The 18,735-nt window shown below is 58.9% G+C and carries 22 protein-coding genes and 1 tRNA gene; 17 read left to right on the top strand and 6 right to left on the bottom strand.

Annotation, left to right across the window (positions count from 1 at the left end; genetic code table 11):
* Window positions 1–93: 93 nt before the first annotated feature.
* The 5 genes from FZX13_RS08815 to FZX13_RS08795 all read left to right on the top strand — a co-directional run bounded on the left by FZX13_RS08815 (window position 94) and on the right by FZX13_RS08795 (window position 3,790).
* Entirely contained in the window at window positions 94–612 is a 519-nt protein-coding gene (locus FZX13_RS08815; RefSeq protein ID WP_226409249.1) for a phycocyanin subunit beta, read from the top strand.
* 42 nt (window positions 613–654) lie between these two features.
* Window positions 655–1,143 carry a phycocyanin subunit alpha gene (gene cpcA, locus FZX13_RS08810; RefSeq protein WP_226409248.1) on the top strand — a complete coding sequence of 163 codons (489 nt, stop codon included), beginning with the start codon at window positions 655–657 and terminating at the stop codon, window positions 1,141–1,143.
* A 79-nt stretch (window positions 1,144–1,222) separates the two neighbouring features.
* Complete coding sequence (locus tag FZX13_RS08805) at window positions 1,223–1,816, top strand: chromophore lyase CpcT/CpeT (protein ID WP_226409246.1); 594 nt, start codon at window positions 1,223–1,225, stop codon at window positions 1,814–1,816.
* Between the two features lie 70 nt (window positions 1,817–1,886).
* Window positions 1,887–3,308 (top strand): HEAT repeat domain-containing protein, encoded by a 1,422-nt coding sequence (locus FZX13_RS08800; RefSeq protein ID WP_370630803.1) that lies wholly within the window; start codon window positions 1,887–1,889, stop codon window positions 3,306–3,308.
* A 5-nt stretch (window positions 3,309–3,313) separates the two neighbouring features.
* Complete coding sequence (locus FZX13_RS08795; RefSeq protein WP_226409243.1) at window positions 3,314–3,790, top strand: low molecular weight protein-tyrosine-phosphatase; 477 nt, start codon at window positions 3,314–3,316, stop codon at window positions 3,788–3,790.
* Here the strand turns inward: FZX13_RS08795 and FZX13_RS08790 are convergent.
* Window positions 3,774–5,291 (bottom strand): bifunctional pantoate--beta-alanine ligase/(d)CMP kinase, encoded by a 1,518-nt coding sequence (locus FZX13_RS08790; protein ID WP_226409307.1) that lies wholly within the window; start codon window positions 5,289–5,291, stop codon window positions 3,774–3,776. The genes FZX13_RS08795 and FZX13_RS08790 overlap by 17 nt on opposite strands.
* On the bottom strand, window positions 5,288–5,827 hold the full coding sequence (locus FZX13_RS08785) for a septal ring lytic transglycosylase RlpA family protein (protein ID WP_226398211.1): 540 nt from the start codon (window positions 5,825–5,827) through the stop codon (window positions 5,288–5,290). The genes FZX13_RS08790 and FZX13_RS08785 overlap by 4 nt, the downstream gene beginning before the upstream one ends.
* Window positions 5,828–6,146: 319 nt before the next feature.
* Between FZX13_RS08785 and purM the strand changes: the two genes are divergently transcribed.
* Together purM and FZX13_RS08775 are read left to right on the top strand one after the other, a co-directional pair.
* Window positions 6,147–7,190 carry a phosphoribosylformylglycinamidine cyclo-ligase gene (purM, locus tag FZX13_RS08780; RefSeq protein ID WP_226409241.1) on the top strand — a complete coding sequence of 348 codons (1,044 nt, stop codon included), beginning with the start codon at window positions 6,147–6,149 and terminating at the stop codon, window positions 7,188–7,190.
* A 119-nt stretch (window positions 7,191–7,309) separates the two neighbouring features.
* Window positions 7,310–7,942, top strand: a complete 633-nt coding sequence (locus FZX13_RS08775; RefSeq protein ID WP_115022881.1) for a histidine phosphotransferase — start codon at window positions 7,310–7,312, stop codon at window positions 7,940–7,942.
* Between the two features lie 9 nt (window positions 7,943–7,951).
* Here FZX13_RS08775 and FZX13_RS08770 read toward each other — a convergent pair whose 3' ends face one another.
* Entirely contained in the window at window positions 7,952–8,968 is a 1,017-nt protein-coding gene (locus tag FZX13_RS08770; protein WP_226409239.1) for an aldo/keto reductase, read from the bottom strand.
* Between FZX13_RS08770 and FZX13_RS08765 the strand changes: the two genes are divergently transcribed.
* Window positions 8,967–9,125 (top strand): hypothetical protein, encoded by a 159-nt coding sequence (locus tag FZX13_RS08765; protein WP_166017559.1) that lies wholly within the window; start codon window positions 8,967–8,969, stop codon window positions 9,123–9,125. The genes FZX13_RS08770 and FZX13_RS08765 overlap by 2 nt on opposite strands.
* Entirely contained in the window at window positions 9,125–9,598 is a 474-nt protein-coding gene (locus FZX13_RS08760; protein WP_226409237.1) for a hypothetical protein, read from the top strand. Before FZX13_RS08765 ends, FZX13_RS08760 begins: the two co-directional genes overlap by 1 nt.
* Window positions 9,599–9,609: 11 nt before the next feature.
* Here FZX13_RS08760 and FZX13_RS08755 read toward each other — a convergent pair.
* Window positions 9,610–9,680: transfer RNA gene (locus tag FZX13_RS08755), tRNA-Cys, on the bottom strand.
* Window positions 9,681–9,734: 54 nt separating this feature from the next.
* Here FZX13_RS08755 and FZX13_RS08750 point away from each other — a divergent pair.
* Window positions 9,735–10,955, top strand: coding sequence for a lipid-A-disaccharide synthase-related protein (locus tag FZX13_RS08750; protein WP_226409306.1), 1,221 nt, complete (start codon window positions 9,735–9,737; stop codon window positions 10,953–10,955).
* A 19-nt stretch (window positions 10,956–10,974) separates the two neighbouring features.
* Window positions 10,975–11,232, top strand: coding sequence for a hypothetical protein (locus FZX13_RS08745; RefSeq protein WP_115023012.1), 258 nt, complete (start codon window positions 10,975–10,977; stop codon window positions 11,230–11,232).
* Window positions 11,233–11,234: 2 nt separating this feature from the next.
* Here FZX13_RS08745 and FZX13_RS08740 read toward each other — a convergent pair whose 3' ends face one another.
* Window positions 11,235–11,879 (bottom strand): ribonuclease D, encoded by a 645-nt coding sequence (locus FZX13_RS08740; protein WP_115022859.1) that lies wholly within the window; start codon window positions 11,877–11,879, stop codon window positions 11,235–11,237.
* A gap of 115 nt (window positions 11,880–11,994) precedes the next feature.
* Between FZX13_RS08740 and FZX13_RS08735 the strand changes: the two genes are divergently transcribed.
* Genes FZX13_RS08735 through FZX13_RS08725 form a run of 3 tightly spaced genes read left to right on the top strand, consistent with a single transcriptional unit; the run spans window position 11,995 to window position 13,838 of the window.
* The gene (locus FZX13_RS08735; RefSeq protein ID WP_115023011.1) at window positions 11,995–12,378 is read left to right on the top strand and encodes a helix-turn-helix transcriptional regulator; all 384 of its coding nucleotides are present in this window, start codon (window positions 11,995–11,997) and stop codon (window positions 12,376–12,378) included.
* A gap of 50 nt (window positions 12,379–12,428) precedes the next feature.
* Window positions 12,429–12,983 carry a cofactor assembly of complex C subunit B gene (locus FZX13_RS08730; protein WP_166017557.1) on the top strand — a complete coding sequence of 185 codons (555 nt, stop codon included), beginning with the start codon at window positions 12,429–12,431 and terminating at the stop codon, window positions 12,981–12,983.
* A gap of 3 nt (window positions 12,984–12,986) precedes the next feature.
* On the top strand, window positions 12,987–13,838 hold the full coding sequence (locus FZX13_RS08725; protein WP_226409236.1) for an N-acetylmuramoyl-L-alanine amidase: 852 nt from the start codon (window positions 12,987–12,989) through the stop codon (window positions 13,836–13,838).
* On the opposite strand, the gene hemF is transcribed toward FZX13_RS08725, so the two are convergent.
* Window positions 13,835–14,923 carry an oxygen-dependent coproporphyrinogen oxidase gene (hemF, locus tag FZX13_RS08720; protein WP_226409234.1) on the bottom strand — a complete coding sequence of 363 codons (1,089 nt, stop codon included), beginning with the start codon at window positions 14,921–14,923 and terminating at the stop codon, window positions 13,835–13,837. The genes FZX13_RS08725 and hemF overlap by 4 nt on opposite strands.
* Window positions 14,924–15,038: 115 nt before the next feature.
* Between hemF and FZX13_RS08715 the strand changes: the two genes are divergently transcribed.
* From FZX13_RS08715 to FZX13_RS08705, 3 genes are read left to right on the top strand one after another with little or no spacing between them, the layout of a single operon-like run.
* Window positions 15,039–16,115, top strand: coding sequence for an Mrp/NBP35 family ATP-binding protein (locus tag FZX13_RS08715; protein WP_226409232.1), 1,077 nt, complete (start codon window positions 15,039–15,041; stop codon window positions 16,113–16,115).
* Window positions 16,116–16,117: 2 nt separating this feature from the next.
* Window positions 16,118–17,356 carry a rod shape-determining protein RodA gene (gene rodA / locus FZX13_RS08710; RefSeq protein ID WP_226409230.1) on the top strand — a complete coding sequence of 413 codons (1,239 nt, stop codon included), beginning with the start codon at window positions 16,118–16,120 and terminating at the stop codon, window positions 17,354–17,356.
* The gene (locus tag FZX13_RS08705) at window positions 17,353–18,702 is read left to right on the top strand and encodes a sensor histidine kinase KdpD (RefSeq protein ID WP_115022848.1); all 1,350 of its coding nucleotides are present in this window, start codon (window positions 17,353–17,355) and stop codon (window positions 18,700–18,702) included. The genes rodA and FZX13_RS08705 overlap by 4 nt, the downstream gene beginning before the upstream one ends.
* Window positions 18,703–18,735: the final 33 nt, after the last annotated feature.

Here is an 18,735-nt window from a genome sequence, read left to right as displayed (position 1 = left end):
AATCGCAGGCGACGGGATGGAGGCAATAGCCTCAGTTCATCCCTTTCATGTCTGAGATTCCCCCTCCAGACGTAGTTCACAGGAACAACAACCATGTTCGACGCCTTCACCAAGGTTGTCGCCCAGGCCGATGCCCGGGGACAATTCATCAGCACCAGCGAGATCGATGCTCTCGCAGCCATGGTTTCCGACAGCAACAAGCGTCTGGATGCCGTTAACCGCATTTCCAGCAACGCTTCCAGCATTGTTGCTTCGGCTGCACGCCAGCTGTTTGCTCAGCAGCCCTCTTTGATTTCACCAGGCGGTAACGCTTACACCTCCCGTCGCATGGCAGCTTGCCTGCGTGACATGGAGATCATCCTGCGTTATGTCACCTACTCCGCTTTCACCGGCGACGCTTCCGTGATGGAAGACCGCTGCCTGAATGGCCTGCGTGAGACCTATCTGGCCCTTGGTACCCCTGGTGCTTCGGTTGCAGCCGGCGTCAACCTGATGAAGGAGGCTGCCCTCTCCATCGTCAACGACAAGGCAGGTATTTCCAATGGCGACTGCGCCTCGTTGAGTAGCGAGATCGGCACCTACTTCGATAAGGCCGCAGCATCCGTCGCCTGATCGACGCGTTAATCCGACGTCTTTCACTTCTCCCATCAACCAATGAAAACCCCTCTTACCGAAGCTGTTGCAGCAGCTGATTCCCAGGGTCGTTTCCTGAGCAACACCGAAGTTCAGGCTGCCTCCGGCCGTTTCAATCGCGCCAAAGCCAGTCTCGAAGCGGCCAAAGCCCTCACGAGTAAGGCCGATTCCTTGGTGAACGGCGCAGCTCAAGCTGTGTACACCAAGTTCCCCTACACCACTCAGATGGCGGGGCCCAATTACTCAGCAACTCCCGAAGGCAAGGCCAAGTGTTCCCGTGACGTGGGCTACTACCTGCGCATGATCACCTACTGCCTGGTCGCTGGTGGTACTGGCCCCATGGACGACTACCTGATTGCCGGTCTGGCCGAAATCAACCGTACTTTTGAGCTCTCCCCTTCCTGGTACGTGGAAGCTCTGAAGCACATCAAGTCCAACCACGGCCTCTCTGGCGACGCCGCCACTGAAGCCAACAGCTACATCGACTACGCCATCAATGCTCTGACCTGATCGGTTAGACCACAGATGTGACAGCCCTCCTCGTGGAGGGCTTTTTTTTGTTCAAACAGCTTGGGCCAGGATTCTAAAAATGACCCCAACAGAGCAGAACTTTCTCAGCTTGCTTTGCGGCGAATACAGCAATCAGCAACAAGCATTGGATAACCCTCCTTTCTTTGCACATATTTTCCTGAGATACCGACCTTTAGAGCATCTCCAACCAGGGTCTATTTTGTTAGAGCAAAGCTATGCAGTTGACCCAAAGAATCCTTACCGATTACGCATGATCAGAGCTGAGGAACAATCACCTGGAATTATTAAGTTGTGGAACCATACCTTCCGCGAGCCATCAAGATTTGCCAAAGCAACCTTTGACAAAGAATGTCGGCAGACCATTCAAGACAGCGACCTGATCTGCCTTGACCAATGTCACTACCAAGTTGAACACAAGAGCGACGGATATCATGGATCGATCGAACCAGGCTGTCGGTGTATGGTTACCCGAAATGGGCAAGAGACAGTACTGGTAAGCACTTTTCACCTCAAAGAGGACTCATTAAAAACTCTTGACCGTGGTCATGACCCAAAAACGAATGCAAGACTTTGGGGTGCCATTGCAGGTGAATTTCAATTCAAACGAACAAAATCATGGGAAGCAAAGTGGGAACAAGACATTCATTCATGAGCATGGATACAAAGACCATTTTTTAAGCACATGAGACAGTGGGGCAAGCCTATAGAATGCAAAGCAAGTTTTGTTAAACAAAACTACCTTGATTCCAATTGACTCAGTCACAGCCGCTCTTGAAGCCCTCGACCACCAAGATGCGGGTGTTCGGTATCACGGTGCTTGGTGGCTCGGGAAAAACAGGTCGATTGAGGGAGTACCACGATTGGTGGAATGCCTTCTAGACGAAAGGGACAAAACATGTACAGGTGGATACCCCCTAAGAAGGCAAGCAGCAAGATCACTGGGAATGATCAAAGACTCACGCTGTTTACCAGAGCTTCTTAAAACACTAGAAACAGATGACGTGCAATTGCATGAAGCAACACTTAGAGCCCTAATTGAAATCAAGAGTGATCAATGCTCAAGCTCACTCATTAACTACCTTGACCGAGATATTCCCAACAAACCAATAGAAGCACTTATAGAAGCTTTAACAGAGCAAAGACTGTGGGATATTTCAGAAAAGATACAACCCTTTCTTAACGACAAATCAGAAAGGATCGCCGGCTCTGCAGCAGCTTTTTTCTACAGCTACACAGGTGAGATGACCTATTTAAACAAAGTCATCTCACTTCTTGATCACCAGAATCGCTTCATCAGGCAATCCGCTGCATTCGACCTAGCCCGTATCGGAACAATCAAAGCAACAGATCCAATCCTGACTGCCAAGATCCCCAACAACGTCAAGATGTTTGCCATAAAAGCCATACTCAATAAATCACTCAGCCGAAGCTATCAAGCAGATTCTATTCCAGATACCGACCTCGCATCAATCCATTCCTCTCTCTTCAAAGCACTTGACAATCTCGCCAGAGACAACTTTTCGGGGAACCTATTGATTGAGCAAGACAACCAAATTCCAGAAACCCATCCAGGAGACGAATCAACAGAAAGCGATCTACTTTCAGATGCATTCGACAACCTAAGGTCACCATCCTTGACGAGCAGAAAATCAGGCATAAAACAACTCGTCCGTGGTGCTGATCATTTCAAAATCGATCTTCTTGATCTGTACTTCTCAGAATCAGACCAAGACATCACAATGGGGCTGATCAAGGCCATGGCTGAACTCAAAAATCCCCATTACGCAAACGCACTTATTGATGCTATTGGGGTCGAAATTGGCAATCATTGCCAAGGAAACATTCGACGCGTCGCAGCGTGCGCCCTTGGTGACATCAATTGGAACGCAAAGATTTCGTCGCAATCCCTGCATGCCGTTTTCAACAAACTTGAATGGACACTTCATTCACCTGAAGACTGGGGTTTGCGCTACAGCGCATGCTTGGCGCTGGAAGGAATTGGCAATGCCAATTCAATTGAACTCTTAAATGAAGCCAAAGCAAAAGAAACAGACCCAGTCCTCTCTGCACGCCTTGACAAGGCAATACTAAAATCAAAAAACAAGACTTCTATCCATCACATCGAAAACAAAAAAGTTCCCTAAACCTAATGATAAAAGTATTGTTCGTCTGCCTTGGCAATATCTGCCGCTCTCCAGCAGCCGAAGGCGTGTTTCTGCATCTGCTGCAGGAACGTGGTCTCAGCGATCAGTTCGTGGTGGATTCCGCCGGAACAGGCGGATGGCATGTGGGCAATCCGGCGGACCGACGGATGCAGGGAGCGGCCAACCGCCGCGGCATTCAGCTGCCCAGCCGCGCACGACAGATCAGCCTCGACGATTTCTCGAGTTTCGATCTGGTGCTGACCATGGACGACGACAATCTCACCGCCGTGCAAGGACTGGCCAGGGAAGCTGGCCCAAGGGCGACAGCCACCATCAAACCGATGCTCAGCTACGCCCGCAGCTTCTCTGAAACAGAGGTCCCCGATCCCTATTACGGAGGCGACGCGGGCTTCGAGCATGTGCTCGACCTTCTCGAGGATGCCTGTTCCAACCTGCTCGACGAGCTCAGCCCGCCGGCGTAGGCCAGGCTTCTTCGGCCACTCGAGACCGGAACTCCGTCACCAGGGCGTCGATCACAGCCGCAATGCTCATGCCATCGGTGACGAGCTCCACGGCATCCTCTGCCTGCACCAAGGGGGCTTCCTCGCGGGTGCTATCGAGATGGTCCCGTTCGGCGATCTGTGCCTCGAGCTCAGATCGCTCAGGCACCGGGAAACCCCGCTGCTCGAGATCAAGGGCTCGACGCCTGGCGCGCTCGCCCACCGTGGCCGTCAGAAACACCTTCAGATCAGCATCCGGGAAAACAGCCGTGCCGATGTCGCGACCTTCCGCCACCAAGCCACCCTTGGCACCCATTGCCTTCTGCTGTGCCGTCAGCGCTTGCCTCACGCAGCGGTGAGCCGCCACCGCCGAGACCGACGCTGTGACTTCAGGGGAGCGAATCGCGTCGCTCACGTCCTGCCCGTTCACCAAGACCTGCTGGCCGCCACCGTGCAGCGACCGCAGCTGAAGATCCAAGGCGTTCAAGAGAGCCTCAATGGACGTCGCATCCTGGGGGTCCACACCGTTTTGTTGCACCAACCAGGTGACCGACCGGTACATGGCGCCGGTATCGAGATAGACCAGCCCCAACCGCTCAGCAAAAGCCCGGGTAACGGTGCTTTTCCCGGCACCGGCCGGGCCATCAATGGCAACGAGAGGCTGGCGAGTCATCAGGAAGACATGATCGATCAAACGGGTCGTCCCGCAGCGCACCGCCGCGGCCAGCAGCGAGATGGCGGTTTCAGACCCACAGGGCTGAAGACTGAGGGGATCGACCCTCTCTACATACTCCACCTCAAGCCCCGCATCACACAGGCTCCTGCGGACTGAATCCTTGGGATCGTTCTGATCAGCACGGCGCAAAGCTGCTGGCAGAGCAGCAGCCCGCTCACGATCCGCAGCAGAGAGGTACTGGTTGCGGGAACTCAATGCCAGGCCATCCGCTTCACGAAGCGTGGGAACCCCCTGCACCGCCAGGTTCAAATCCAGATCAGCGACCAGCCGGCGCAGGATCACGAGCTGCTGCCAATCCTTTTCACCCAGCCAAAGACATGAGGGCTTCACCAGCTGCAGGAGACGGGCCACGACTGTGACCACACCATCAAAGTGACCTGGACGGGATGCGCCGCAGAGATGGGACTGGAGGGCGGCCGGCGCTGACCGGGACACAACTGAATTGAGTCCACCGGGGTAGACCGTGTCGACAGTCGGAGCCCAGAGGGCGTTGGCGCCACTGCCTTGGGCTAAAACCCGATCCGCCTCGAGCGTGCGGGGGTAGCGGTCAAAATCTTCGGTAGGACCGAATTGGAGTGGGTTGACGAACACACTCACAAGAACAGGGCCTTGTTGGGCAGCTCGGCGAATCAGCTGGCCGTGACCTTCATGCAAACCACCCATGGTGGGCACGAATTGAAGCGGTCCACGGAGGCCAGTCCGGAAGATCTCCAGCTCGGCTTGCGTGGAGAGAACAACAAGGCTCAGCGCAGCACCTCAAGCTTGACTTGGGCAATTCCAGAGGCGGTCAGCCCAAGATCGGAGGCGGCGCCGTGGCCAAGGTCGATCACACGGTGATAAACGAAGGGCCCACGATCATTGATGCGAATGACAGCGCTTCGCCCGTTCCAAAGATTGGTCACACGAACCTTGGTGCCGAAGGGAAGCGTGCGATGGGCCGCCGTCATCGTGCCGGGCTGATAGACCTCGCCATTCGCTGTTCGGTTGCCATAAAAACCGGGGCCGTACCAACTGGCTTCTCCGGTGATGACTTTGACGACGTCAGGGACGACCCTCAGCTTGGGCTTAGGGAGCTCCGCTGCAGGGGGTGCATCGACTTGCTTGACCTCTGCAGGAGAGAGCGTTGCCTGCAACTCAGACACCTGTGGCTCGACGACCAGATCGAGGGGATCCAGGCGTTCTGCACCATCAACAGCAAGAAAATCGCTTGCCACCACGGGCAAGAGTGCAGCACTACCTGAAATCGCTCCGGAGAGCGTGGCCACCGTCAGAAGGACTCGCATGCAGAGCGGCTTGACCAACGAAGCGGAACTGAAGTCGCAGTTCTCGAGCGTTGACTGGCCTAATCAAACAGTTGCTTGAGAACCTAAAAAAACCGCTCCCGAAAGAAAATGGGGCCCCATCGCCATGACCGTCACAACAACCCAAGCCCGACTGCACCGGCAATCCCTGCACTGACTGGCAGATCAACGCCCAAAAGCAAGCCCCCACGCATAAGCCGGGAACAAAGGGACGATAAGCAGATCGAATCAGAAGCTGTGCCGGCAGCTCAAGCCGCACAGGTGCCCCGGCATTGCAGGATCATTGCAACGGATTCATTCCATGGATTACAAGAGCGCTGGAGTTGACGTTGAAGCCGGACGTGCGTTCGTGCAGCGCATCAAGGCGTCTGTGGAAGCCACCCACCGACCCGAGGTCATCGGAGGCCTTGGGGGATTTGGGGGGCTGATGCGCCTCCCCAGCGGCCTGCGAAAGCCCCTGCTGGTGTCGGGCACCGATGGCGTCGGAACCAAATTGGAGCTTGCCCAAGAGCATGGCAGCCATCACGGCGTGGGCATCGACCTGGTGGCGATGTGCGTCAACGATGTGATCACCTCAGGAGCAGCGCCTCTCTTTTTTCTGGATTACATGGCCACTGGCGCGCTGGCGCCGTCGGCGATGGCTGAGGTCGTGGAGGGAATCGCCGATGGATGCAGGCAAAGCGGCTGTGCCTTGCTCGGTGGAGAAACCGCGGAGATGCCGGGGTTCTATCCCAAGGGGCGCTACGACCTCGCCGGCTTTTGCGTGGCCGTCGTCGAAGAAGACCAACTCATTGACGGCCAGCGCATCCAGCCTGGCGACAGCGTGATCGGTGTGGCCAGCAGCGGCGTGCACAGCAATGGCTTCAGCCTGGTGCGCAAGGTGCTGCAACGCGCCAATGCTGATGCGAGCACCGTTTATGGCGATGACCAGCGGCCTCTGATCAGCGACCTACTGGCAGCCACAACCCTGTATGCCGACCTCGTGCAACATCTGCTGCAGGGCGGATGTGAGCTGCACGGAATGGCCCACATCACAGGCGGGGGACTACCGGAAAACCTGCCGCGGTGCCTGCCAGAAGGCTTATCTGCTCGCATCGACGCCACCAGCTGGACCAGGCCTCCACTCTTCCGCTGGCTTCAGGACGCAGGAGACATTCCCGAACGGGACCTCTGGCACACGTTCAACCTCGGCATCGGTTTCTGTCTGGTTGTGCCGGCAGGGAGCGAAGGCACTGTCATCGATTACTGCCGCGTCAAACAACATCAGGCCTGGGTGATTGGCGACGTGTCGTCCAAGTCCAACGCCCCGGGCAACACAACGGCTCTGGAGGGGGTGCCCGCCTGATTGCGTCAATTTCAGACGGGTTCAATGCAGCTGAGCACCAGAACGGAAAGGATCGAATAGGGTGCTGCCAAGCACATCGGAATCTTTTCCGATAGCAACGTCAATACATTTATTTGTCAATGCCTTTTGATAAGCCCCAGCGCATCACGCGACGTCGATCGTCTGCAGGACCGGTTCCACCAAGACGCCCATTAGCTTCCGGACAAGACAGGCAACAGGGCTACAGGCAGGGTGCAAGGCCTACATTTCTCACACTGCGAGATCACGGCAAGGTCTTCGTGGCCGACATGCCATACCTCTCAGATGGGCAGTTAGCCCACATCGGGAAAGAAGCCGAAGAGGTTTTGGAAAGCCTTGAAAGGCGGATTCAAGACATGGAGCAGGAGCTCAGTCACGGCCCTCAGGAGCGCGACACCCTGATCAAGGCGTGCACCAAACGCGACGTCACCCGACGATTCATCCGCGCCATTCAGGACGAGCAGGAGAACCGTCAGAACAACCCTGCTTTAAAGAGCGCTGCAAGCGAATCCCTACCTCGCACATTTCTGGAGGTCGCCCGACATCGACTGCCCGGGGCAACCTTCGATTCACTCCTGCAAGAAGCGCTAACCGCCTGCGCTCAACAGCAGGAGGCCTCCCCCGCTCCCACTCCCCGGGAACCCTCCGAAGACAAGGTCATTCCGATTCGCACCAACGGAGACAGCCTCCCAGTCGTGGTGAGTCCAGCCCCCGAATCCGCCTCGGAGGCCTGAGCATCTCGCTTAGCGACTCTGGAATGGATTAGCGGGCATCCGCTCGCTGCAACTGCAGCGGGCAGCATCCAAACGCTGGCATTCCTGCGTCGACAAGGACCACTGCAGTGCACCGGCAACATCCCTTGCTTGGTTCGGAGTTCGTAGCCCAGGAATCGGCGTCGTACCCATTGCTCTGCACCAGTTCAAGGCGACTTGCACCATCGTTGCCCCATGCTCGATCGCGATGGCATGCATCACCCTGCGCAGCTCAAAACTTGCGGGGAGGAGTCGCCGGAACAGACGACGTCTCAACCAGGTTGCGGGAAGCGTCTGCTCAGCCCCGGGAGGACATCCAAGGACGCCGAAGGCCAGAGGGCTGTAAGCCAAAACCTCCACATCCCTGTCCCTGCTGACGGCGATCAACTCGAGCAGCTGATCATCCCCAGGCGCCAGGAGTGAACACTGAACCTGAACACTGCGCAGGGAAACACCGCGTTCCAACAGACGGTTGTGGATCAACGCCAAGCGCTGGGGGCCCAAATTGGACAGCCCCAGCTCGGAGACCCGGCCACAAAGCACGAGCTCAGCCAAGCCATCGAGAAGGCCTGCCTCTTGCCAAGGCGCATAGCGAGCGGTGCTCCAGTGCAACTGCACCCGCTGGAGCTGCCCTTTGAGACGCTTTCGGCTGGCCTCAAAGGCGGCATCGAATCCTCGACGGCCCCATCTCCAGGGGAAGGGTGCCAACTTTGTCGCGACCGTCAGCTGGGATCGACGAAGGGCTGGCAACTCAGCAATGAATTCGCCAAGAAGCTCTTCACTGCGCCCAGTCAGCCTCCCCGTGCCATAGGAATCCGCTGTATCCACCAGGTTGAGCCCAGAACTAAGGGCCTGTCGAAACGTGTCGCGCAGTCGGCCATCGTCCCGCTCGGGGTCGTATCCCCAAACCGCCTTGTTACCCCAGGCCCAGGTGCCAAAACCGATGCCGTTCAACGGGGCGACGCTGCTGCCAGCCATGATCGCCTTCATCTCGTCCAGCTGCGTCATGACCGCATCCCCCGCACAGGAGCCTGCGACATCGCCCGATCAGGCTGTGGAGGGATCGTCTGCAGACGAGGAACGCATCCTCTGCAACCACTGCCGAAGAACCGCCAGCAACGGCATTCGCTGCCTGGGCATGTGCGTCGCCGACAGCGATTACTGATGATCCGCCTGTGGCTGGCTTCCCTGCTGCTCGCCGTTCCTGCAACGGCCAATCCAATGCTGACCTTTGGCCGCTTGGAGCACACGCCTTCAAAATGCCGCATCGTTGTCGACGGGCGTCCCTTGGATTGCAAGCGCCTCCAGATCAGTGCGAACGGAAGTAGTGGCCTGCGGCTTCGCTTCATCGGAGACGATGAGGCGACGGGGGGCAGTTTTCAATTGAGCTTCGTGAGCCTTGATGGAGACCAGGGCAGTCCGCTTCTCTGCGACCGCTCCGGCTGCCGCTTGGATCAGCGCAGCTGGAGCGCGAGCCTGCTCAGCACCGCATGGGCCCGCTTTGACGCCAGAGGACTTCCCACGGGCCTGCCAGTGGCACGCACAGCCACTGGAAGCTGTTGGATTGATGCCGAAACCGTCAACTGCGAGAGTCACTCACGCAACATTCCCGCAATGAGCGCGGAGGCTCAACTGTGACGAGGATTCAAAGGCGGCACCCAGATTCGAACTGGGGATAAAGGATTTGCAATCCTCTGCCTTACCACTTGGCCATGCCGCCGCTGGGGAACAGCCGCTCCCATCAGGGGATCGTATCAGCCATGCCCCTGGCTCTCTGCTGTTTCTCTGCAACGGCCACGGAGAAGACCTGATCACCCTGCGGATCATCCAGGCCGTCCATCGACGTGCTCCCCGACTTTCCCTAGCCGTGCTTCCTCTGGTGGGAACGGGCCGTGTTTTTGATGCTGCGGTTGAGCAGGGATGGTTAACGCGCATGGGGCCGAAAGCGGCTCTACCAAGCGGTGGATTCAGCAACCAAAGCCTGCGGGGACTGCTGGCGGACCTCAGCGCTGGTCTTCCAACCCTGAGCTGGAGCCAGTGGCGCCTGGTGCGCCGCATGGGTCATCACCACCAACCCATCGTTGCTGTCGGCGATCTGCTGCCGCTGCTGATGGCCTGGAGCAGTGGCTCCCCTTTTGGTTTCATCGGCACCCCCAAGAGCGACTACACCTGGCGCAGCGGGCCCGGACGGGCAAGAAGCGACTGCTACCACCTGCTCAAAGGCAGTGAATGGGATCCCTGGGAATGGAGCTTGATGCGCTCGCGGCGCTGTCGAGTTGTGGCCATGCGTGATCGCCTCACGGCCCGTGGCCTGCGCCGCAAAGGAGTGGATGCTCTGTCTCCGGGCAATCCGATGATGGATGGCCTACGGATTCATCCGTTGCCGTCGGCCCTAGAACGCTGCCGACGGGTGCTCCTGCTTTGCGGCAGTCGCATGCCGGAGGCCCAGCGCAACCTGCAGCGGTTGGTGCGTAGCGCCATGGCGCTGTCCGGCCGTGTGCCGATGGCACTGCTCGTGGCCGTCGGCGCCCAACCCGATGCAGAGGCCCTGAGCGACAGTCTTGAACAACTGGGTTTTCGACGCAGCCTGCCGCCTTCGGACCAACTGGGTGCCGAAGCGTGCTGGGTGAAAGGAGCCTGCCTGGTGCTGATCGGGCGAGGTTGCTTTGACCAATGGGCCGGCTGGGCGGAAGCCGGCATCGCCACCGCCGGAACGGCGACGGAACAATTGGTGGGGCTAGGCATTCCTGCCCTGTCCCTGCCGGGACGAGGACCACAGTTCAAGCCAGGCTTCGCCCGCCGTCAGAGCCGCCTGTTGGGGGGAGCGGTTCGTCCGTGCTCTGACGAATCCGAGCTCACCAGACGGCTCGAATACCTCCTGGATGACCCGGCACTCCGCTCCCACTTGGGACGAATCGGTGCTCAGCGGATGGGACCTGCAGGAGGGAGCGATCAGCTGGCACGCCTCATCCTGGATCGCTTCAACGGATACTGAAGACCCCCGGTTGGATGCGATGGCTGCGATTCAAGACCCCACCCTCGTCAAACTTTGCGCTCAGCTGGCGAGTCGATTGAGCATCAGCCTCGCCAGCGCCCGTCGCCAGGTCGAGCAAGCCGCGGCCCGTGAAGGTCATCGCGATGTGCAGGGGCGACGGGCGACGGCTGAATCCATGCTGGCCGCCCTCGACAACGACAACGGTGAGCACGCCCGTCAGCTGAACACGTTGTTGGAGCACAGCGAAGGAGATGGCAATTTCATGCTTGAAGACTGACTTCAGTGCTCAAAGATCTGGTGAAAACGCTGCCGGTCCAACTCGGCAACCACCGGAACGCATTGAAAACAGCGCTGAGCCAAATCCCAGCGCCCTTCCCGTCGCAGCATCTGTTCCAAACGCTCCCGGGCCGGCAAGAGATATCGGACGTCGTTAGCGGCATAGGCCAGCTGAGCATCCGTGAGTTCGTCCACACGGCCCCAATCACTGCTCTGGGCGCCCTTATCAAGCTCAACACCCACCAATTCCATCACCAGATCCTTGAGGCCGTGGCGGGGGGTGTAGGTCCGCCCGAGCCGACTCCCGACCTTGGTGCAAAAGACAGGATCCACCGCAATCCCCAAACCGGCGGCGAGAGCTGCCACATCAAACCGTGCGAAGTGAAACACCTTCTCCACAGTGGAGGCCTCAAAAAGGCGCTTCAGGTTGGGCGCCTCGGTCTGGCCCAAGCCAATGCGGACGCAGGCGACACGGTCTTCTGCGTCCGCAATTTGAACCAGACAAAGCCGGTCACGGCCATGGATCAATCCCATCGCTTCGGTATCGACCGCAAGCCGCGGGCACTGCAAATAGCGCTCCGTCCAAGCTGCATCTAGATCGCGATCAAAGACGGCGAATTCCGCAGGGGACGAGGACTGCTCAGCCATGGCTTCAAGGATGGATATGGCCAGTGTGGCCAACCGCCTCTACAGCAAGTCTCAAGACTCTCCTCTTGAATCTCGAAATGAGATCGCATTTGATTGGGGGAGTTACCCCTCGCCTGTGTTCTCCCGCAGAAAGCCATCGCGCACCTGCCTGGCAGACATCGAGCAGTACTTCCACCAGCCACCGCCACAATTTCTCGACCTGGAACTGGCTGTCTGCTGGATCCTTGAGTGCCTGCTCAAAGACGACAACTATCCCTCCGCGCTCCTGCAGAAGTTGATCCAGGAAGAGCCACAACTGCGGCTCTCTGAAACCGTGCTGCAGCAGGCTCTGGATTTTCTCGAGCAACAGGGCTCAATTAGCAGCTACACCCAACGCTGCCCGAGTCGTGGACGACCACGGCGCATGCTGCATCTTCAATCGGATGCCCGCAATGAAGCCGAGCGACTCATGGCCCCCTGGCGCAGCTGGCTGGACGCACACCGATTCGCGTTGAACTAAGCGATTCAGCCTGCGAAAGGCTTAAAAAGGTTCATCACGATCGGGATGCCATGCCTGCAGGATTCCAATCCACTCTCCTGCTGACCGTTCTGCTGGCGATTGGCCTGGTGTTCTTCCTGCGGGCAGCAAGCAAAGACAGAACCACTGTTGTGGACGTGATGTCTCCCCAACCGCCCTTGACCGTTCTCGACGGGCTCAGCGCTTGGCTGGAGGCTCGCGGTTGGAGCCGAGATGGCGGAGATGCAGAGCGGCAGGTGCTCCGCTTTAAGGGGAAGGTGGCATCCAGCCAACCCCTGGCCGTCCTGCTGTCTCTACTGGCTGCCATCGGCTCCGCTTGCTTCGCCCTGGTTCTGCGTCAGCTGTCACCACAACTGCACTGGTGGCCCCTGCTGTTGATTGGTTTCGGACCTATGGCAGGAGCTCTTTACACAAGGCGAGCCTCACGCACAGAAGCCTTAGAACTGCAGTTGCTACCTCCTCCAGAGGGAGAAGGCAGCGCCATTCGCTTGCGGGCCCATCGCGACGAATTGATCGCGATCGAACTGGAACTGGCCGAGACCCTTGAACTCGCCAGTGATGGATCCCTGCTCTCCTCCCCCATCTGAACCATGCGTCTGCCGGCCTGGATTCAACGGCGTCGCTTTGCCACAGGCCTTGCCATCACAGGGCTGTCCCTGGTGACGCTCGCCATGACCAAGGCTGCTGAACAGCGCAATTGGCTGAGCGCACCAGGGTCGAAAGAGCAACCACCAGAGCAACTAGCGCCGGCACCGCCAGAGCCAAAACCCTGTCCCGCGCCCGCCACGCCAGACCCGCTGCTGGGCCCGCGCACGAAGGAATCCGGGAGCTGGATCGGTAGCAGCCCTGTTCAAACCAACTTGCCGATCGTCGTCATGGCAGGACACGCCGACTCCCAGGGCACCGCCAGTCCCGGAACACCGGGTTATGCCGTGGATCAGCAAAACCGTCCGCCGATGCAACCGGGCATTCGGGATGAGCTGTTCTGGAACCGCGAGGTTCAGGCTGCTGTTGTCAGCCAAGGCAAAGCACGTGGCTTGAACATCCGGTCTTACACCCCTCCCTCAATCACCATCGCCAACGACAACCACCCTTCCACCAACTGGTCGAAAGCCAAAGTGTTTTCCGAACGCGGGGAATATGTACTAGAAATCCATTTCGACGCCTACCGGCCCCATGGCTTCGGCTCAGGCCTGATTCCCGTGCTCGCGAACGTGCGTGCACTCAATGTCGTCGATGAAAGCTTGGCCAAGGCCTTTGGACGATTCCCAAGGAATTTTCGAGGAGGCCTTGGAGGTCCAAGGCGCGGCATCGGGATTCTTGAAATCGCCATGCTTGAACCCCCGCTTGAAACGAAGCTCAGGGATCCGAGCACAAGGGAGCAAACCGTGAACTGCCTGGCCGAGCGCGTGGTGAACGCGCTCGTTCAGGGCGTCAGTTAGTTGATCGCTCCATGGGGGCGGCAGCGGTCGTCGAGGGTGGAATCCCCAAACCAATCCTGAGGCTTGGTGAACAGCTCGGTCAGCAGGGCCTCCCTTGATCCGGCCTCTGCGGTGTAGCCATACTCCCAGCGCACGAGCGGAGGCAGAGACATCAGGATCGACTCCGTACGCCCATTGGTCTGCAATCCGAAAATCGTGCCGCGATCCCAGACCAGGTTGAATTCCACGTACCTGCCACGGCGATAGAGCTGGAACTCTCTCTCGCGGTCGCCATAAGCCATCGGGTGACGCTTCTCAACGATGGGTGCATAGGAGGGCAAGAAGGCTCTGCCGTTGGCCTGGCCGAGCGAGAACAGCTGCTCCCAGCTCAACGGCCTTGCCCCCAAACGTGCAGACACCTGAGCGGCTGGGCCCGCCGGGTCCTGTCCCTTGTAAAGCGTGCCGTTGGCATCTTGATAGTCGTAAAAAATGCCGCCGACGCCGCGGGTCTCACCACGGTGCTTCAAAAAGAAGTACTCATCGCACCAGGGCTTGAAGACCTTGTGCAGATCCGGATGGACCGAATCACAGGCCGCCTGATGGGTGCGATGAAAATGGCGTGCATCGTCGAGGAAGGGGTAATAGGGGGTCAGGTCGGCGCCCCCTCCAAACCACCACACCGGGCCAGCTTCGAAATAGCGGTAATTGAGGTGAACCGTTGGGATGTAGGGGTTACGCGGATGCAGCACCATCGACGTTCCCGTGGCGAACCAGGGATGACCCTTCGCCTCCGGACGCTGCTTGAGGATGGATGGGGGCAGTTCTTCCCCTTGAACCTCTGAGAAATTCACGCCGCCTTGTTCAAAGACACGACCCTCACGCATCACCCTGGAGCGGCCACCACCCCCTTCAGGCCGCACCCAACTTTCCTCTGCAAAGCGACCTTCACCATCGAGAGCTTCCAGACCAGAGCAGATCTCGTCTTGAATCCCCATCACCATTGCCCGAGCCCGATCTCTGGAGTCGCTGGGAGGAAGCTCGAGGGTGGAGTTGCTGACACCCACGTCCTGGCGTCCGAGGACGCGGCGAATCAGGGAGCGGACCATGTGTCAGAGACTGAAGACATCGAAACCTAACCAAGTCACCCCAGGCCTGGACAAGCATCCGTGAGGGACTGTCACGGGCGACGCCCCTAGGATCCGGCTTGCCCTAATGAAACTGATGAACCCGGTCGAGCAGGCCACCCACGCCCTCCAGCAAGTCAAAGATGCCGGCAGTGGCAAATCGGCACTGGAACTCGGCTGGATCGAACAAATCCGCATCAGCCCGCCGCGGGCCGTGTTTCGCCTCAGCCTTCCCGGCTTCGCCCAAGGTCAGAGAGACCGAATCGTGACCGAGGCACGGGACACTCTGCTGAGCATCGACGGCATCGACGACGTCCAGATTGAGATCGGCCAACCACCAAGCCAGGGGGGAATTGGGCAAGCAGGCCACGGACAGCCGGCTGAACGGCAGTCGATCCCAGGAGTGCGCCAAGTGATTGCTGTGAGCAGCGGCAAGGGAGGCGTCGGCAAGAGCACTGTGGCGGTCAATCTGGCCTGCGCACTCGCCCAGACCGGCCTGCGGGTTGGGCTCCTGGACGCCGATATCTACGGACCCAACGCACCAACCATGCTGGGTGTGGCTGATCAAACGCCGGAGGTGCAGGGAAGCGGAGATCAGCAGCGGATTGTTCCGATCGAAACCTGCGGAATCGCCATGGTGTCCATGGGTCTGCTGATCGATGATCACCAGCCCGTGATCTGGCGTGGCCCGATGCTGAACGGCATTATTCGTCAGTTTCTCTACCAGGCCGAATGGGGTGAAAGGGACGTTCTTGTCGTCGACCTGCCACCGGGCACCGGTGATGCGCAGTTGTCCCTGGCCCAGGCAGTTCCGATGGCAGGAGTTGTGATCGTGACCACCCCGCAGCAGGTATCCCTGCAAGATGCGCGAAGGGGACTTGCCATGTTCCGGCAGATGGGCATTCCCGTCCTCGGCGTGGTGGAGAACATGAGCGCCTTCATTCCTCCGGATCGTCCCGACTGCCGTTATGCCCTCTTCGGCAGTGGCGGCGGAGCCCAACTCGCCTCCGACTACGACGTTCCTCTTCTGGCCCAAATTCCGATGGAAATGCCTGTGCAGGAAGGTGGAGACACAGGACGGCCGATCGTGATCAATCGCAGCGAATCAGCCAGCGCCGCAGAGTTCAAGGGGCTCGCAGATGCAGTGCTGAAGGCCGTCACCCAGCCCGCCTGACGATGTTCAGCCGACGTGACCGCCGCAGACCGCACCGGGAGTGGGTGCTCTGGGGTGTTCCGATCGGGATGATCGCCATCGCCGGGGTGCTGATCGCCAGCACACAACGCCAGGCGGACTACGCCGACTGGTATCACCACTGGATCACCGCGGCCTTTGGGGTGCTGCTGGCGCTGGGACTGGAACGCCTGCCACTTCAGCGGCTCCGACCGCTGCTACTTCCCGTCTATAGCTTGACCGTGATCAGTCTGGTAGCGGTACGGGTCATTGGAACCACGGCGCTGGGGGCCCAACGCTGGATCAGCATCGGCGGGGTTCATGTTCAGCCGTCGGAATTCGCCAAGATCGCCGCGATCCTTCTTGTGGCAGCGGTGTTGTCACGACACCCGGTGGAACGACCGATCGATCTCATGCGTCCGCTGGGCGTGATCGCCGTGCCATGGCTCCTGGTGTTCATCCAGCCTGATCTGGGCACATCCCTTGTGTTCGGCGCCCTGATGCTCACGATGCTCTATTGGTCGGGAATGCCAATTGAGTGGGTGATTCTTTTGCTGTCACCGCTGGTGACTGCCCTTCTCTCAGGGCTTCTCCCCTGGGCCATGGGGATCTGGATCCCACTAATGGTCGTTGTCGCCTACCGCTCCCTGCCCTGGAAGCGCCTGGCGGCAACAGCAACCTTGGCCATCCACAGCGCCATGGCTGCAGTGACGCCATGGCTTTGGATGCATGGCCTGAAGGACTACCAACGGGATCGTTTGGTGCTGTTCCTTGACCCCAGCAAGGATCCCCTCGGCGGGGGGTATCACCTCCTTCAGAGCACCGTGGGCATCGGTTCAGGCGGCGTCTTGGGGACGGGCCTTCTTCAGGGGCAACTGACCAAACTGCGGTTCATTCCCGAACAGCACACCGATTTCATCTTCAGCGCTCTAGGGGAGGAGACGGGGTTTGTTGGATGTCTCCTCGTGGTTCTTGGCTTTGCTGCATTGATGGCGCGGTTGCTTCAAGTCGCGCGCAATGCCCGCACCGACTTCGAATCGCTTGTGGTGATCGGAATCGGCACGATGCTGATGTTTCAAGTGGTGGTGAACATCTTCATGACCATTGGCCTGGGCCCTGTCACTGGAATCCCCCTGCCCTTCCTGAGCTATGGGCGCTCAGCGATGGTTGTGAATTTCATCGCCCTCGGCCTCTGCATGTCTGTGGTTCGGCAGAGCCGTCGCTCCTTGGCACAACTCCGTTGACCGGACCAACCTTTACCGACCTGCGGCAACGACTGGCGCAGGATGTGCCCCAGGGTCGCTGCGATGAGATCGGTGTCCGACGGCTTTGGTGGGCAGCTCTGGAGACCCTGCAACAGGACCTGCTTGAGCGCGGCATTGAACGTGGAATCTGGCTAGCGGCGCCCCTGCCAGCTCTCTACGAACCGGAGTTGCTGAAACATCTGCAGGGATGGGTCTGGGCTCCAGAGCGCCTGGATCAATTGAGTCCTCATCCAACGGCCCTACCTGGACGGTCAAGCAGCGATGAGCCAGGCACACTGCAGGGATGCCAACGCTTGTCCCTGCGCCGCGATGACGGAGATGATCCCCTGCTGCTGGTAATCACGCCCGAGGTCCAAGTCGCCCTGGCCCTGCACGGCCCCGCCCAGAAACGCCAGTTGCTGATGCGTTCTGACCCGGAAACACTCAGTGATGTTCTGCTGCAGCTCGGGCGTCGGCTGGAGCATCAGTCACCGGCAGAGGCCGATCAGCTGCGCAAAGCACTCGAATCCATCGGCACCCTTCAGGGCAATGGATCCTGGTCAGAACAGTTCTGGCCCCGCCTAACTGAACGGCTCACCGGAACAGCCCCGGGGCTGATGCTGCAACCCATCCAGGCCGAGCGCCCACCAGAAGACCCCAGCCATGGCGATCTGAATTTGCTGGAAGCCATCACCCATGAGGTGAGAACCCCTCTAGCAACGATCAGAACATTGATCCGGTCTCTGCTGCGGCGGAAGGATCTGCCCGAAGTCGTCGTGAATCGCTTGCGTCAGATCGATGTTGAATGCAGCGAACAGATCGACCGATTTGGCCTGATCTTCCATGCCGCCGAGCTTCAACGGGAGCCCAACGAAGCCAATTTGGCCCGCACGGATTTACACGCCATCCTCACCGCCCTTGCACCCAGCTGGACGGAACAACTGGATCGGAGAGGAATCAGCCTTGAGCTGGACCTCACCGCTGACCTGCCGGCCATTCTCAGTGACTCCCGACGGCTGGAACCGATGTTGGGAGGTCTGATCGACCGCTGCACCAGAGGGCTAGCCCCCTGCAGTCAGCTGACACTTCATCTCCAAGCGGCGGGCCCGCGAGTGAAGCTTCAACTCCATGTGGAGCATCCCAACAGAACCTCAGCCACCGAGCCCGGCACAGCTCCCCAACGCGAGGAAGTAGGGACAGTCCTGAGCTGGGATCCCAGCACTGGAAGCCTGCAGTTGAGTCAGGATGCAACCCGCCAAATGATGGCCAGCCTGGGGGGGCGCTATCAGTCCAGACGTGATCGCGACATCACCGTTTTCTTCCCCGTACACACCCCAGGAAACTGATCAATATGTTGTCGGGTGTGAAGCTTGCTTTCG

The organism is Synechococcus sp. MU1625, assembly GCF_020514205.1.
GTDB lineage: Bacteria > Cyanobacteriota > Cyanobacteriia > PCC-6307 > Cyanobiaceae > Parasynechococcus.
This window is presented reverse-complemented; position numbering and strand designations above follow the sequence as displayed.